The organism is Acidovorax sp. 22279 (assembly GCF_052045435.1).
Classification (GTDB): Bacteria; Pseudomonadota; Gammaproteobacteria; order Burkholderiales; family Burkholderiaceae_C; genus Acidovorax; species Acidovorax delafieldii.
Window position 1 is genome coordinate 81,800 of sequence record NZ_JBQEOV010000019.1, and the last position, 14,439, is coordinate 96,238.

General features: G+C 66.0%; 12 protein-coding genes. 10 read left to right on the forward strand and 2 right to left on the reverse strand.

Annotated features, from left to right (window positions below):
* Window positions 1-49: 49 nt before the first annotated feature.
* The 6 genes from ACTJKQ_RS21320 (at window position 50) to mnhG (ending at window position 6,444) form a co-directional block, all read left to right on the forward strand.
* On the forward strand, window positions 50-2,995 hold the full coding sequence (locus tag ACTJKQ_RS21320) for a monovalent cation/H+ antiporter subunit A (RefSeq protein ID WP_440597991.1): 2,946 nt from the start codon (window positions 50-52) through the stop codon (window positions 2,993-2,995).
* Window positions 2,986-3,351: a Na+/H+ antiporter subunit C gene (locus tag ACTJKQ_RS21325; protein WP_015014440.1), complete on the forward strand. Its 366-nt coding sequence runs from the start codon at window positions 2,986-2,988 to the stop codon at window positions 3,349-3,351. Before ACTJKQ_RS21320 ends, ACTJKQ_RS21325 begins: the two co-directional genes overlap by 10 nt.
* Before the next feature lie 159 nt (window positions 3,352-3,510).
* A complete protein-coding gene (locus ACTJKQ_RS21330; RefSeq protein ID WP_440597992.1) occupies window positions 3,511-5,232 on the forward strand; it encodes a monovalent cation/H+ antiporter subunit D in 1,722 nt (573 codons plus the stop codon).
* A gap of 38 nt (window positions 5,233-5,270) precedes the next feature.
* Entirely contained in the window at window positions 5,271-5,780 is a 510-nt protein-coding gene (locus ACTJKQ_RS21335; RefSeq protein ID WP_192421934.1) for a Na+/H+ antiporter subunit E, read from the forward strand.
* Entirely contained in the window at window positions 5,777-6,055 is a 279-nt protein-coding gene (locus ACTJKQ_RS21340; protein ID WP_099730474.1) for a K+/H+ antiporter subunit F, read from the forward strand. Before ACTJKQ_RS21335 ends, ACTJKQ_RS21340 begins: the two co-directional genes overlap by 4 nt.
* Window positions 6,052-6,444 (forward strand): monovalent cation/H(+) antiporter subunit G, encoded by a 393-nt coding sequence (gene mnhG, locus ACTJKQ_RS21345; RefSeq protein ID WP_440597993.1) that lies wholly within the window; start codon window positions 6,052-6,054, stop codon window positions 6,442-6,444. Before ACTJKQ_RS21340 ends, mnhG begins: the two co-directional genes overlap by 4 nt.
* Before the next feature lie 65 nt (window positions 6,445-6,509).
* Here mnhG and ACTJKQ_RS21350 read toward each other — a convergent pair whose 3' ends face one another.
* Together ACTJKQ_RS21350 and ACTJKQ_RS21355 are read right to left on the reverse strand one after the other, a co-directional pair.
* Window positions 6,510-10,160 (reverse strand): hydantoinase B/oxoprolinase family protein, encoded by a 3,651-nt coding sequence (locus ACTJKQ_RS21350; RefSeq protein ID WP_440597994.1) that lies wholly within the window; start codon window positions 10,158-10,160, stop codon window positions 6,510-6,512.
* A gap of 92 nt (window positions 10,161-10,252) precedes the next feature.
* Window positions 10,253-10,795 (reverse strand): winged helix DNA-binding protein, encoded by a 543-nt coding sequence (locus ACTJKQ_RS21355; protein ID WP_260667305.1) that lies wholly within the window; start codon window positions 10,793-10,795, stop codon window positions 10,253-10,255.
* A 187-nt stretch (window positions 10,796-10,982) separates the two neighbouring features.
* Between ACTJKQ_RS21355 and ACTJKQ_RS21360 the strand changes: the two genes are divergently transcribed.
* The 4 genes from ACTJKQ_RS21360 to crcB all read left to right on the forward strand — a co-directional run bounded on the left by ACTJKQ_RS21360 (window position 10,983) and on the right by crcB (window position 14,322).
* Window positions 10,983-11,966 (forward strand): TRAP transporter substrate-binding protein, encoded by a 984-nt coding sequence (locus ACTJKQ_RS21360; protein WP_060986440.1) that lies wholly within the window; start codon window positions 10,983-10,985, stop codon window positions 11,964-11,966.
* 18 nt (window positions 11,967-11,984) lie between these two features.
* The gene (locus tag ACTJKQ_RS21365; RefSeq protein ID WP_056746372.1) at window positions 11,985-12,494 is read left to right on the forward strand and encodes a TRAP transporter small permease; all 510 of its coding nucleotides are present in this window, start codon (window positions 11,985-11,987) and stop codon (window positions 12,492-12,494) included.
* Window positions 12,495-12,511: 17 nt separating this feature from the next.
* Entirely contained in the window at window positions 12,512-13,816 is a 1,305-nt protein-coding gene (locus tag ACTJKQ_RS21370; protein ID WP_146871937.1) for a TRAP transporter large permease, read from the forward strand.
* A gap of 122 nt (window positions 13,817-13,938) precedes the next feature.
* Window positions 13,939-14,322 carry a fluoride efflux transporter CrcB gene (gene crcB / locus ACTJKQ_RS21375; protein ID WP_121942719.1) on the forward strand — a complete coding sequence of 128 codons (384 nt, stop codon included), beginning with the start codon at window positions 13,939-13,941 and terminating at the stop codon, window positions 14,320-14,322.
* Window positions 14,323-14,439: the final 117 nt, after the last annotated feature.

Here is a 14,439-nt window from a genome sequence, read left to right on the forward strand (position 1 = left end):
CCAGCGCGTGGGGTAATTGAAGAGGGACACGCCCTAGAATCAATCGCGCATGCCCCTGATCACGCTCATCCTTCTCCCCTTCATCGGCAGCCTGCTGGCAGCGGTTCTGCCCTCCAACGCCCGCAATACCGAGTCCACCCTGGCAGGACTCATCGCCCTGTTCTGCACCGTGCAGGCGGCGCTCTACTTCCCGCAGATTGCAGACGGCGGCGTGATCCGGCAAGAGCTGGCCTGGCTGCCCGCGCTGGGCCTGAACCTCGTCATCCGCATGGACGGCTTTGCCTGGATGTTCTGCATGCTGGTGCTGGGCGTGGGCAGCCTGGTGGTGCTGTATGCGCGCTACTACATGTCTGCGGCCGACCCGGTGCCGCGCTTCTTCTCGTTTTTTCTGGCCTTCATGGGTGCGATGGCAGGCGTGGTGCTGTCGGGCAACATCATCCAGATTGCGTTTTTCTGGGAGCTGACCAGCCTGTTTTCGTTTCTGCTGATCGGCTACTGGCACCACCGCAAGGATGCGCGGCGCGGCGCGCGCATGGCGCTCACCGTCACCGGCACGGGCGGCCTGGCCATGCTGGCGGGCATGCTGGTGCTGGGGCACATCGTTGGCAGCTATGACCTCGACCATGTGCTCGCCGCAGGACAGCTCATCCAGAACCACGCGCTGTACACCACCGCGCTCGTACTGATTCTGCTGGGCGCGCTCACCAAAAGCGCGCAGTTCCCCTTCCACTTCTGGCTGCCCCACGCCATGGCCGCGCCCACACCTGTGTCGGCCTACCTGCATTCGGCCACCATGGTCAAGGCGGGCGTGTTCCTGCTGGCGCGCCTGTGGCCCGCGCTGGCGGGCACCGAGCAGTGGTTCTGGCTGGTGGGCGGCGCGGGCCTGGCCACCTTGCTGGTGGGCGGCTATGCGGCCATGTTCCAGAACGACCTCAAGGGGCTGCTGGCGTACTCGACCATCTCGCACCTGGGCCTCATCACCCTGCTGCTGGGCCTGAACAGCCCGCTGGCCGCCGTGGCGGCCGTGTTCCACATCATGAACCACGCCACCTTCAAGGCCTCGCTGTTCATGGCCGTGGGCATCGTGGACCATGAAAGTGGCACGCGGGACATCCGGCGCCTGTCGGGCCTGCGCACCATGATGCCGATCACCGCCACCCTGGCCATGGTGGCCAGCGCGGCCATGGCGGGCGTGCCGCTGCTCAATGGCTTCCTGTCCAAGGAAATGTTCTTTGCCGAGACGGTGTACGTGAACACCACGCCATTGCTCGAATGGCTGCTGCCGGTGGCCGCTACGGTGGCCGGCATGTTCAGCGTGGCGTACTCGCTGCGCTTCACGGTGGACGTGTTCTTTGGCCCGCCCGCCACCGACCTGCCGCGCCCGCCCCACGAGCCGCCGCACTGGATGCGCGTGCCGGTGGAACTGCTGGTGCTGGCCTGCCTCGTGGTGGGCACGTTGCCCGCATGGTCGGTGGGGGCCTACCTGGCCGCTGCCGCACGGCCCGTGGTGGGAGGCGAACTGCCCACGTACAGCCTGGCGGTCTGGCATGGGTTCAACACCCCCTTTGTGATGAGCCTGGTGGCTTTGGGCGGGGGCATCGCGCTCTATGCACTGCTGCACTGGCAGCGCGAAAAGGGTGCCATCGATGCGCCCCCCGTTATGCGCCGCATCAGCGGCCAGCGGGCCTTTGAGGCCACGCTGGCCGTGCTCAGCCTGATGGGCCGCAATGGCCGCCGCCTGCTGGGCACCGGTCGCCTGCAGTGGCAAATGCTGTGGCTGGTGTGCGCCGCGCTGGTGGCGGGCACCCTGCCCCTGTGGGCGCGGGGCCTGCCGATTGGCGACCGGGTGCAGCTGCCGCTGTCCCCCGCCTTTGCGCTGCTGTGGTTGCTGGGTGCCGTGTGTGCCGTGGCGGCAGCCTGGCAGGCCAAATACCACCGGCTGGCGGCACTGACGCTGCTGGGTGGCTCCGGGCTGTGCGTGTGCCTGACCTTCCTGTGGTTCTCGGCGCCCGACCTGGCGCTCACGCAGATCGTGGTGGAGGTGGTGACCACCATCCTCATTCTGCTGGGCCTGCGCTGGCTGCCTCGGCGCGACGAGAGCCTGCGTGTGCCCACCCTTGCGGAAGAGCGCCGCACCCAGCTGCGCCGGTACCGCGACATGGGACTGACGCTGGCTGCGGGCGGCGGCATGGCGCTGCTGTCGTTCGCGATGATGAGCCGCCCGTTCCCCGACAGCACCTCCACCTTCTTTCTGGAGCGTGCGCTTACTGAAGGTGGCGGCACCAACGTGGTCAACGTCATGCTGGTGGACTTCCGGGGCTTTGACACCTTTGGCGAGATCGTGGTGCTCGGCATCGTGGCGCTCACGGTGTATGCGCTGCTGCGGCGCTTCCGCCCTGCGCGCGAGGTGATGGACCTGCCGCCCCAGCAGCGCGCACTGCCCGCCGATGTGGACACCGACCTCGCCAACCCACGCCAGACTGCCGACACCGCCGTGGGCTACCTCATGGTGCCCGCCGTGCTGGTGCGGCTGATGCTGCCGTTTGCCACGCTGGTCGCGGTCTACCTCTTCATGCGCGGCCACAACGAGCCCGGCGGCGGCTTTGTGGCGGGGCTGGTGTTCTCGGTGGCCCTGCTGCTGCAGTACATCGTCTCGGGCACCTCGTGGGTCGAGGCGCATCTGCCGCTGTACCCGCGCCGCTGGATCGGTGTGGGCCTGCTCGCCGCACTGACCACGGGCCTGGGCGCACTGGCCTGGGGTCATCCGTTTTTGACCAGCCACACGGCGCATTTTTCGCTGCCCGTGGTGGGTGAGATCCACGTGGCCAGCGCGCTGTTCTTCGACATCGGCGTGTTCACCCTGGTGGTGGGCTCCACCATGCTCATCCTCACCGGCATTGCCCACCAGTCGGTGCGCAGCCACCGCTACAACAACGCACGCGCGGCCGAAGAAGCCCAGGCCGCCGCCACACCGGGAGAAGGTCCATGGAACTGATACTGGCCCTGGCCATCGGCGTGCTCACAGGTTCCGGCGTGTGGCTGCTGCTGCGGCCCCGCACCTTCCAGGTCATCATGGGCCTGTCGCTGCTGTCGTACGCCGTCAACCTCTTCATTTTCAGCATGGGCCGCCTGGGCCTCGCGATTGACAAGGAGCCCGTGCTGCAGCCCGGGGTGCCTCAAGATCTGGCCCACTATGCCGACCCCATGCCCCAGGCACTCACGCTCACGGCCATCGTCATCGGCTTTGCCATGACCGCCCTCTTCCTCGTGGTGTTGCTGGCATCGCGTGGCATGGCGGGCACCGACCATGTGGACGGCACCAAGGGTAAAGACGTGCAGGAAATGCCGTGATGAAGAACACCCCCCTGAGCGGCTTCGCCGCTTCCCCCCGCTCTCGCAGTGCTGCGCACTGGGGGCAGGGGGACGCAGCCCTCGCTGCGGGGCGGCCCTTGCTAGGCTGCCCTGGCCTAGCGCGCGCCAGTTTCGTGCGCAGCGCCGTGGACCGATGACATGACATTCACAGGATTTTTACTTGACCGGCTGATGCCGCACCTGATCCTCGCGCCCATTGCGCTGCCCCTGCTCACGGCCGGGCTCATGCTGCTGCTGCGCGAGGAACGCCAGCGCACCAAGGTCACGCTCAACATCACATCGACCCTGGTCGGCCTGGTGGTGGCTGTGTTGCTGCTGGTGCAGGCCAAGGAGCCCAGCGTGCAGACCAGCCTGGGCGTGTACCTGCCGGGCAACTGGCCGGCGCCGTTCGGCATCGTGCTGGTCATCGACCGCCTGTCGGCCATGATGCTGGTGCTGACCAGCACAGTGGCGCTCGCCACGGTGCTGTTCTCGGCCGCGCGCTGGCACCGGGCGGGTGTGCACTTTCACCCGCTGTTCCAGTTCCAGCTCATGGGGCTGGCCGGTGCGTTCCTCACGGCCGACCTGTTCAACCTGTTTGTGTTCTTCGAGATCATGCTGGCGGCGTCCTACGGGCTGCTGCTGCACGGCTCAGGCCGCCCGCGCGTGTCGGCGGGGCTGCACTACATCGCCATCAACCTCGCCGCCTCTTCGCTGTTCCTCATCGGGGTGTCGATGCTCTACGGCATCACCGGCACGCTCAACATGGCCGACCTGGCCCAGAGCATTGCGGGTGTGGCCGTGGCAGACCGGGGGCTGCTGCATGCGGCCGCTGCGATTCTGGCGGTCGCGTTCCTCATCAAGGCCGCCGTGTGGCCGCTCAACTTCTGGCTGGTGCCTGCCTACAGTGCGGCCACGGCGCCCGTGGGTGCGCTGTTCGCGCTCATGACCAAGGTGGGCGTGTACAGCGTGCTGCGGCTGTGGACACTGCTGTTTGGCGCCGAGGCCGGTGAATCCGCGCTGTTTGGCAGCCAGTGGCTCATTGGCGGCGGCATGCTGACCATGGCCTTTGGTGCGATCGGTATGCTGGGCTCGCAGCGGCTGGGGCACCTGGCAGGGTTCAGCGCCGTGCTGTCGTCGGGCACGCTGCTGGCCGCCGTGGGCTTTGGGCAAAACCTGCTCACGGGCGGGCTGCTGTACTACCTGCTCAGCTCTACCCTGGCCGTGAGTGCGCTGTTCCTGCTCACCGACCTGATCGACCGCTGGCGCAACAACGGTGCCAATCTGGCTCCGTATGAGCAGACCGACGACGCACCCTTTCTGTCGGCCGACCTGGTGCCCACCGAGGGCATGAACCTGGACGACAAGGAACAGGCGCTGATCGGCCAGGTCATCCCCGCCGCAGCGGCCTTTCTGGGCCTGGCGTTCATGGCCTGCACGCTGGTCATTGCGGGCCTGCCGCCCTTGCCCGGTTTTGTGGGCAAGTTCGCCATGATCCACGCACTGCTCAACCCTCTGGGGCTGGGCGCGGCCCAGGGCATCCGCCTGGGCGCTGCGGGCTGGATGCTGGTGGCGTTGCTGGTGGGCTCGGGGCTGCTGGCGCTGCTGGCACTCACACGCGCGGGCATTCGCCATTTCTGGTCGGCCCAGGGCCGCGCGTCACCGCAGCTTTTGGTGCTGGAGGGGCTGCCCATTGCGCTGCTGCTGCTGGCCTGTGTGGCGTTGGTGTGGCAGGCTGGGGCGGTGATGCGCTACACCCAGGCCACGGCCGATGCCCTGCATGCGCCCGGTACTTACGTGCGTGCGGTGATGACCGCTGCGCCCGTCGCGGCTTCGCCTGCGGCGATGCCTGAAACCACGCCAACGGGGGACAAGCCATGACCCAACCTGCTCAACCTGCGGCGTCCAACGCCCCCGCCATGCCGCCACGCCCCGGTCCATTGCGGCGCCTGGTGCCAGCCCCGCTGCTCTCGCTGGCGCTCCTGGGCCTGTGGCTGCTGCTCAACCGCAGCCTGAGCGCGGGCCACTTCGTGCTGGGCACGGTGCTGGCACTGGCCATCCCGCTGCTCACCGCCGGGCTGCGCCCGCTGCCGGTACGCATCCGCAAGCCGGGCACCGTCCTGCGCCTGGCACTCACGGTGGTGGCAGACACCACCCGGTCCAACCTGGCGGTGGCTCGCCTGCTGCTGGCACCCGGCCGCAGGCGCCATCCTGCGGGCTTTGTGCACATCCCGCTGGACGTGCGAGACCCCAACGCATTGGCCGTGCTGGCGATGATCGTGTGCATCACACCCGGTACCGCGTGGGCCGAGATTTCGCTGGACCGCAGCATGCTGCTGCTGCACGTGCTGGAGTTGGACGACCCCGCCACGGTGATCGCTGACGTGAAGCAGCGCTACGAGACGCCCCTGATGGAGATTTTTGAATGACCCCCGTGCTGGACTGGGCCCTGCCGGCCGCCCTGCTCATGCTCGCGCTGGCCATGGGCTGCGCGTTGATCCGACTGCTCAAGGGCCCTTCCGCGCAAGACCGCGTGCTGGCGCTGGACTGCATGTACTTGAGCGGCATGCTGGTGATGCTGGTGCTGGGTCTGCTCTACGGCAGCAAGAACTACTTTGAGGCCGCACTGCTGCTGGCGCTGCTCAGCTTTGTCGGCTCCATGGCCATGGCCAAGTTTTTGCTGCGCGGCGAGGTGATCGAATGACCGAAGCCGCCACCACCGCTGTTCTTCCGCTGTGGCTGGAAATCATCGTGGCCGTGCTGGTGCTGGCTGGTGCCGCGCTGGCCCTGCTGGGCTCCATCGGCTTGCTGCGCCTACCGACCTTTTTTGAACGGGTACACGCGCCCTCCATCATTGCCACGCTGGGCTGTTGGCTGATCATGCACGGCACCGTGCTGTACTTCTCGGTGACCGACCGCAGCTTGGCGCTGCATGCGCTGCTGATCGCCGTGTTCGTGGCGATCACGGTGCCGGTGATGTCGATCTTTCTCATGCGCGCGGCGCTGTTCCGCGCACGGCAGGCCGGGCGCGATGTGCCGCCCAGCCTGAGCCAACCCAAGGTGGGTGTGAACACGGAAGTCAAAGACGCCTGATCAACCACTCCTGATTTGATAGCTGCAGGCGCATATAAAACATGCGCTTGCGGCACTTTTGGCTCTTATTTCGCACCCGACACACCAAACCCGCCGCCGCCGGGGGTGTGAATCTCGAACACATCGCCCGGCAGCATCTCTGCCTGGCCGATGTGGTCCAGCAGCTCCACCCGGCCATCGCTGCGCACCACCTTGTTGATACCCACGGCCCCCGGCTGGCCGCCCGCCATGCCAAACGCGCCATGGTGGCGGCCGTTCGACAAGATGCTGGCCGTCATCGGCTCCAGAAAGCGCACACGGCGCACGCCGCCGTCGCCACCTTTCCACTGCCCGGCACCGCCCGATCCCTTGCGGATCTCGTAGCCCTCCAGCCGCACCGGAAAGCGGAACTCCAGCACCTCGGGGTCCGTCAGGCGCGAGTTGGTCATGTGGCATTGCACGACGCTGGTGCCACCAAAACCGCCCACCAGCTGCCCGTTGGCATCCCACACACCGCCCGCGCCGCTGCCGCCCGAGATGGTCTCGTAGTACTGGTAGCGCGTGCTGCCAAACGTGAAGTTGTTCATCGTGCACTGTCCCGCCGCCATCAGGCCCAAGGCGCCATACAGCGCGTTGGTGATGCAGGTGGACGTTTCCACATTGCCCGCCACCACTGACGCAGGTGGGTTGGGGTTGAGCATGCTGCCGGGCGGGATGATGACGTTGAGCGGCTTGAGGCACCCCGCGTTCAGCGGAATGTCGTCATCCACCAGCGTGCGGAACACATACAGCACCGCCGCCATGCACACCGCCGTGGGCGCGTTGAAGTTGTTCGTCTGCTGCGGGCTGGTGCCTGCAAAGTCGATGACCGCGCTGCGCTCGGCCACATTGACCTTGACCGACACGCTGATCTGCGCGCCGTTGTCCAGCGGCAGGGTGAAGCTGCCGTCCTTGAGCTGCGTGATCACACGGCGCACGGACTCTTCGGCGTTGTCCTGCACATGGCGCATATAGGCCTGCACCACGTCCAGGCCAAACTCGGCCACCATGCGGCGCAGCTCCTGCTGGCCTTTCTCGTTGGCGGCGATCTGCGCGCGCAGGTCGGCCATGTTCTGCTGGGGGTTGCGGCTGGGGTATTCGCCGCTTTCCAGCAACGCAATCATCTCGCGTTCCCGCAAGGTGCCGCATTCCACCAGCTTCACGTTGTTGATCTGTACGCCCTCTTCTTCAATGCGCGTGGAGAACGGCGGCATGGAGCCCGGCGTGGTGCCGCCCACATCGGCGTGGTGGCCCCGGCTGCCCACATAGAACGTGGGCTCGGCCTCGTTGGCGATGTAGACCGGCGTGATGACCGTGATGTCCGGCAGGTGCGTGCCACCGTGGTACGGGTCGTTGAGCACGAACACATCGCCGGGCTGCATGCGGCCCGCGTTCTCGCGGATCACGGTCTTGATGCTCTCGCCCATGCTGCCCAGGTGCACGGGCATGTGGGGCGCGTTGGCGATCAGGTTGCCGGCGGTGTCAAACAGCGCGCAGCTGAAGTCCAGGCGCTCTTTGATGTTCACCGAGTACGCCGTGTTCTGCAGCTGCAGCCCCATCTGCTCGGCAATGTTCATGAACAGGTTGTTGAACACCTCCAGCAGCACCGGGTCCACCGTGGTGCCCACGGCATGCTGCACGGCGCGCGCCACACGGCGGTTGAGCAGCAGGTGGTCCAGATCGGTCAGCGTGGCCTCCCAGCCAGGCTCCACTATTGTTGTAGCGTTCTTCTCGGCAATGATGGCCGGGCCGGGGATCACATCGCCGGGGCGCAGGTCGTCGCGCACCACCAGGGCTGCGTCGTGCCATGCAGGCACGCCATCGATGCCACCGGTGTACATGCGCACGGTGCTGCGGCGCGGCACCTCGCGCGCGGGCTGCAGCGTGTGGCGTGGCTCCACGGGGGCATCGCCGGGCACCACGGCCTCGACGGACACAGCCTCCACCACCAGGCCCTTGCCCTGCATGAGGAAGGCAAAACGCTGGCGGTAGGCGTTCTCGAACGCGGCGGTGATTTCGGCCAGCGAGCCGAATGGCACGATGAGCGCGGAGTCGCTGCCCTCATAGCGCACATGCACGCGGCGGTGCACCACAGCAGTGCCCGCGCCCACCTGCTGGCGCTCCAGCTCGGTGCGCGCGGTGGTGGCCAGTTGCTCCAGCGTGGCCTCGATGCCGGGCAACGCGTCCGGCACGAGCTTGGTTTCCACCGCCTGTTCGCGGATCACGTTCTGATCCGCCAGGCCCATGCCGTAGGCGCTGAGTACCCCCGCCAGCGGATGCACAAACACGCGCGTCATGCCCAGCGCGTCGGCCACCAAACACGCATGCTGGCCGCCCGCGCCGCCAAAACACTGCAGCGTGTAGCGCGTCACGTCGTAGCCGCGTGCCACGCTGATCTTCTTGATGGCATTGGCCATCTGCTGCACGGCGATCTGAATGAAGCCATGGGCTACGTCTTCGGCCTTGCGACCGGTCTGTGTGGCGAGGCCTTCAAACTTCTGTGCCACCGCATCGCCATCCAGCGCCTCGTTCGCAGCGTGGCCAAACACCTTGGGGAAGTGCGCGGGCTGGATCTTGCCCACCATCACGTTCGCATCGGTCACGGCCAGCGGGCCGCCCCGGCGGTAGCTGGCGGGGCCGGGGTTGGCGCCCGCGCTTTCGGGGCCGACGCGGAAGCGTGCGCCATCAAAGCCGAGGATGGAGCCGCCGCCGGCCGCCACGGTGTGGATGCTCATCATGGGCGCCCGCATGCGCACGCCCGCCACCTGGGTCTCGAACTCGCGCTCGAACTCGCCCGCGTAGTGGCTCACGTCGGTGCTGGTGCCCCCCATGTCAAAGCCGATGACCTTGTCGTGGCCTGCCAACCCAGCGGTGCGCGCCATGCCGACGATGCCGCCTGCAGGGCCGCTCAGGATCGCGTCCTTACCCTGGAACACCTGCGCATCCGTGAGGCCGCCCGACGACTGCATGAAGAACAACTTCACGCCCGGCATTTCGCTCGCCACCTGGTCCACATAGCGGCGCAGGATAGGCGACAGGTACGCATCCACCACCGTGGTGTCGCCCCGGCTCACCAGCTTCATCATGGGGCTGGTGGCGTGCGATGCGCTGACCTGCGTGAAGCCCGCTTCGCGCGCAATGCGGGCGGCGGCCTCTTCGTGTGCGGTGTAGCGATAACCGTGCATGAACACGATGGCCGCGCTGCGCAGGCCTGCGTCGTAGGCCGCCCACAGGCGTTCTTTCAGGTGGGCTTCGTCCAGCGGCTCGATCACCTCGCCCCGCGCGCCCACACGCTCCTGCGCCTCGAACACGCGCTCGTACAACAGCTCCGGCAGCAGGATGTGGCGGTCGAACAGACGCGGGCGGTTCTGGTACGCAATGCGCAGCGCGTCCTTGAAGCCCTTGGTGGTGATGAGCAGCGTGGGCTCGCCCTTGCGCTCCAGCAGCGCGTTGGTGGCCACGGTAGTGCCCATCTTCACGCACTCCACCAGCGCGGGCGTCACCGGCTCGCCCGGCTGCAAGCCCAGCAGGTGGCGGATGCCGGCCACCGCCGCGTCCTTGTACTGCTCGGGGTTCTCGGACAGCAGCTTGTGCGTGACCAAGGTGCCGTCCGGGCGCTTTCCCACCACGTCGGTGAAGGTGCCACCCCGGTCGATCCAGAACTGCCAGCGGGACAAAGGAGAAACTTGTTGGGACATGATGATGCTATCTAATCAATAGCTGCCAGCGCATTGAATACCTGCGCTACAGCTGCATTTCATTCAAAAAACCAGAAACCAGGGGCAGGTTGTCACAGCGACGCTGCGGAGCGCGCTGCCTGGTCATACATGCCCGAGAGCACACGCAGCAAACGGGCCAGTTCGCCGATGTCGCGGTTCAGCGCGTCATCGGCATTCAAGGCATCGATGAGGCAGCTCTCGCGGATCTCGCGGTAGCGCTGCACATAGGCGCGGCCGGTGTCGGTGGCGGCGTAGGTGACTTCCTTGCCGTTCTTCTGCGAGGCGACCACGCCCAGGGTCTGCAGCTTTTTGAGTGAGTAGTTCACCAGGTGCGTGTCTTCCACGTTCATGATGAAGCAGATGTCGGCCAGTCGCTTGTCGCGCGCGCGATGCGTGACATGGTGCAGCACCACCACGTCGAGCGGCGTCAGGTCCTTGAGACCCGCCGCCGCCATGCAGTGCACCACCCAGCGGTGGAAAGCGTTGCCCGCCACGATGAGGCCGAACTCGAACTCGCTCATCTCTGCACTCTGCGCCGACACCAGATGCGCCGACGACACGATGGGACCGGAGTCGGTTTTGGCCTTGGGCTTGGGCTTGGCGTCAGATTTCATGGCGGGTTCAGGCCTGCGGGTTCTGTCATTGGCACGGGATATGCATGGGGCATTGTAGGCAAGTCGATGGTAATTTGTTGGCAATTTGTCAGCGTTTAGGCAAAACACCTATCGCAATCGGATCGGCTTCCGATACAGTGATTTGTTACATCCAACCTTGTACATACAACCCTGCGGAGCAATATCCATGAAGCGTCGAATCTTCCCCGTGACCGCACTCGCCCTGACACTGGCTGCGGGCCTGTCTGCCACCTCGGCATTCGCCCAGACCAAGTGGGACCTGGCCGCCGCCTACCCCGCCACCAACTTCCACACCGAGAACATGGTGCAGCTGGCCAGCGATGTGGACAAGGCCACGGGCGGCAAGCTCAAGATCACGGTGCATGCCAACGCCGCGCTGTTCAAGGCCCCTGAAATCAAGCGCGCTGTGCAAGGCGGCCAGGCGCAGATGGGCGAGATCCTGCTGGCCAACTTCCAGAACGAATGGCAGCTGTTTGGCGTGGATGGCCTGCCCTTCCTGGCCGATAGCTACGACGCCTCCAAGAAGCTCTACGCCGCCCAAAAGCCCTTTCTGGAAAAGAAGCTGGCTGAGCAGGGAATGATGCTGCTGTACGCCGTGGCCTGGCCCCCACAAGGCATCTACACCAAGAAGCCGTTGGCCTCTGCCGCCGACCTCAAGGGCATCAAGTGGCGCGCCTACAGCCCTGCCACCGCGCGCATTGCCGAGCTGGTCGGCGCCCAGCCCGTGACGGTGCAGGCCGCAGAGTTCTCGCAGGCCCTGGCCACGGGCGTGGTCGAATCGACGATGACCTCGGGCGCCACCGGTGTGGACAGCAAGCTATACGAGCACCTCAAGTTCTACTACGACACCCAGGCCTGGCTGCCCAAGAACGCCGTGCTGGTGAACAAGAAGGCGTTTGACGCCCTCGACAAGCCCAGCCAGGACGCGCTGCTGAAGGCCGGTGCCGACGCCGAAGCACGCGGCTGGGCCAACAGTGCCAAGGTCAACACCGACACCGTCGCCAAGCTCAAGGCCAATGGCATGGACGTGGTGACCCCACCGGCCGCCCTGAAGGCCGACATGGCTAAGGTGGGCGACACCATGCTCAAGGAATGGCTGGACAAGGCCGGCCCCGAAGGCAAGGCGCTCATCGACGCCTACCGCAAGTAAGCCCAGGCGCCCACGCACATGCGTCGTCTGCTGGACTTTCTGTACGACAGCGCCGCCGCCCTGGCGGCGCTTTTCATGGTCGGCTTGTTGGGGATGGTGCTGCTGTCCATCGCCAGCCGCCAGTTCCACTTCCACGTGCCGGGCACGGATGCCTATGCGGGCTATCTGATGGCCGCATCGGGCTTCTTGGCGCTCGCCCACACCTTGAAGCGCGGCGAGCACATCCGCGTCACGCTGCTGCTCAACTTTCTGAAGGGCGGCGCCAAGAAGGCGTTCGAGATCTGGGCTTTGGCCATTGCCACCCTGCTGGCCGTGCTGTTCGCGGTGTACAGCTGCAAGCTGGCTTGGCAGTCGCACGAGTTCCACGACATTTCCACCAGCAGCGACGCCACGCCCCTGTGGATTCCACAGATCGCCATGGCCTTGGGCACGGTGATTCTGGCGATCGCGTTCCTGGACGAGCTGGTGCTGGAGATGATGGGCAAGCGTGTGGATGCCTCCTCCGGCGAAGCATTGCGCAATGAATAAACCCGGCACGACCTACCATGAGTGATCTCGCCATAACCGGCCTGCTCGTACTGTCACTGTTCCTGATCCTGGGCAGCGGCGTATGGATCGGGCTCACCCTCTCCGGCGTCGCCTGGATCGCCATGCAGCTGTTCTCCGCCCGCCCGGCGGGCGATGCGATGGCCGTGACCATCTGGGGCAGCGCCTCCAGCTGGACCCTCACCGCCCTGCCCCTGTTCATCTGGATGGGCGAAATCCTGTTCCGCACCCGTTTGTCGCAAGACATGTTCAAGGGCCTTGCCCCGTGGGTCCAGGCGCTGCCCGGCCGGCTGCTGCACACCAACGTGGTGGGCTGCACCATCTTTGCCGCCGTGTCGGGGTCGAGCGCCGCCACCTGCGCCACCATCGGCAAGATGACGCTGCCCGAGCTGACGCGCCGCGGCTACCCCGAGCACATGGTGGTGGGCACGCTGGCCGGTGCCAGCACGCTGGGCCTGTTGATCCCGCCGTCCATCATCATGATCGTGTACGGCGTGTCGGCCGAGGTGTCGATCTCGCAGCTGTTCATTGCGGGTGTGCTGCCGGGCATTCTGCTGGCGGCGCTGTTCTCGGGCTACATCATGCTGTGGGCGCTGCGCCACCCCGAGCAGGTGCCTGCGGCCGATGTGCGCATGACCTTCATGCAAAAGCTGTCCGAATCCCGCAGCCTGATCCCCGTCGTGCTGCTGATCGCGGCCGTGCTGGGCTCCATCTACACGGGCTTTGCCACCGCCACCGAGGCCGCGGCCGTGGGTGTGGTGGGCTCGCTGGTGCTGTCGGCCGTGCAGGGCTCGATGACCTGGGGCACATTCAAGGACTCGCTGATGGGCGCCACGCGCCTGTACTGCATGATCGCGCTGATCCTGGCTGGCGCCGCCTTCCTCACGCTGGCCATGGGCTACATCGGCTTGCCGCGCCACCTGGCGGAATGGATCGCGTCGCTGGGCTTGAACCAGGCGCAGCTCATCGTGGCGCTGGCGATTTTCTACATCATCCTGGGCTGCTTTCTCGACGGTATCTCGATGGTGGTACTGACCATGGGCGTGCTCATGCCCACGGTGCAGGCGGCCGGCATCGACACCATCTGGTTCGGCATCTTCATCGTGCTGGTGGTGGAGATGGCGCAGATCACGCCGCCCGTGGGCTTCAACCTGTTTGTGCTGCAGGGCATGACAGGGCGCCAGCTGCCCTGGATCGCCAAGGTGGCCATGCCCATGTTCTTCCTGATGTGTGGCGCTGTGGCGTTGATCTATGTCTTCCCCGGCATCGTGACCTGGCTGCCGCAGCAGATGTCGGCACGCTGAACGCACCTGCCGCCGGCAGGCACAGCCAAGCGGGGCGCCCCCACCGGGGACGCCCCGCTTGGCGTTTTGAGGGATGGAGAGGAGCCAGTCCGACGCTCCAAAAATCCGGCGACAATGGCCCGATGTTGAACGTTCTTGCCATCTGCATCGGCGCCTGTGTGGGCGCACTGGCGCGCTGGCGCCTGGGTCTGTGGCTCAGCCCCGGGGGCCTCATTCCCTGGGGCACCGTGGCCGCCAATCTGGTGGGTGGCTATCTCATCGGGGTGTGCGTCGCTGTGTTCCACGCCATGCCGCAACTCGACCCTGTGTGGCGACTGGCACTGGTCACAGGATTCCTGGGCGCACTCACCACGTTTTCCAGCTTCTCGGCCGAAGTCGTCGAGATGCTGATGGTGCAGCGCTATGCCATGGCGCTGGGCACCACAGCACTGCACCTGCTGGGCTCGCTGGGCCTCACGGTGCTTGGCATGCAAACTGCTTCGTATTTCATAGCATCTCGCGCTTGATGTTCCTGCACTAGCAAGCCATTTCGTCATCCATTCACGCCACACTGCATGGGCCCCCACCCGCTGCTGCCGGTGCCGCCCCTTTCTTCTCTGTTCACCTACCGATACGCGAGCCCC

Excerpts from the sequence above, each read along its gene's own strand:
- ACTJKQ_RS21340 (WP_099730474.1), top strand. The coding sequence starts at position 5,777 with ATGACCCCCGTGCTGGACTGGGCCCTGCCGGCCGCCCTGCTCATGCTC.
- ACTJKQ_RS21365 (WP_056746372.1), top strand. The coding sequence starts at position 11,985 with ATGCGTCGTCTGCTGGACTTTCTGTACGACAGCGCCGCCGCCCTGGCG.
- mnhG (WP_440597993.1), top strand. The coding sequence starts at position 6,052 with ATGACCGAAGCCGCCACCACCGCTGTTCTTCCGCTGTGGCTGGAAATC.
- ACTJKQ_RS21330 (WP_440597992.1), top strand. The coding sequence starts at position 3,511 with ATGACATTCACAGGATTTTTACTTGACCGGCTGATGCCGCACCTGATC.
- ACTJKQ_RS21370 (WP_146871937.1), top strand. The coding sequence starts at position 12,512 with ATGAGTGATCTCGCCATAACCGGCCTGCTCGTACTGTCACTGTTCCTG.
- ACTJKQ_RS21350 (WP_440597994.1), bottom strand. The coding sequence starts at position 10,160 with ATGTCCCAACAAGTTTCTCCTTTGTCCCGCTGGCAGTTCTGGATCGAC.
- ACTJKQ_RS21335 (WP_192421934.1), top strand. The coding sequence starts at position 5,271 with ATGCCGCCACGCCCCGGTCCATTGCGGCGCCTGGTGCCAGCCCCGCTG.
- ACTJKQ_RS21355 (WP_260667305.1), bottom strand. The coding sequence starts at position 10,795 with ATGAAATCTGACGCCAAGCCCAAGCCCAAGGCCAAAACCGACTCCGGT.
- ACTJKQ_RS21360 (WP_060986440.1), top strand. The coding sequence starts at position 10,983 with ATGAAGCGTCGAATCTTCCCCGTGACCGCACTCGCCCTGACACTGGCT.
- crcB (WP_121942719.1), top strand. The coding sequence starts at position 13,939 with ATGTTGAACGTTCTTGCCATCTGCATCGGCGCCTGTGTGGGCGCACTG.
- ACTJKQ_RS21320 (WP_440597991.1), top strand. The coding sequence starts at position 50 with ATGCCCCTGATCACGCTCATCCTTCTCCCCTTCATCGGCAGCCTGCTG.
- ACTJKQ_RS21325 (WP_015014440.1), top strand. The coding sequence starts at position 2,986 with ATGGAACTGATACTGGCCCTGGCCATCGGCGTGCTCACAGGTTCCGGC.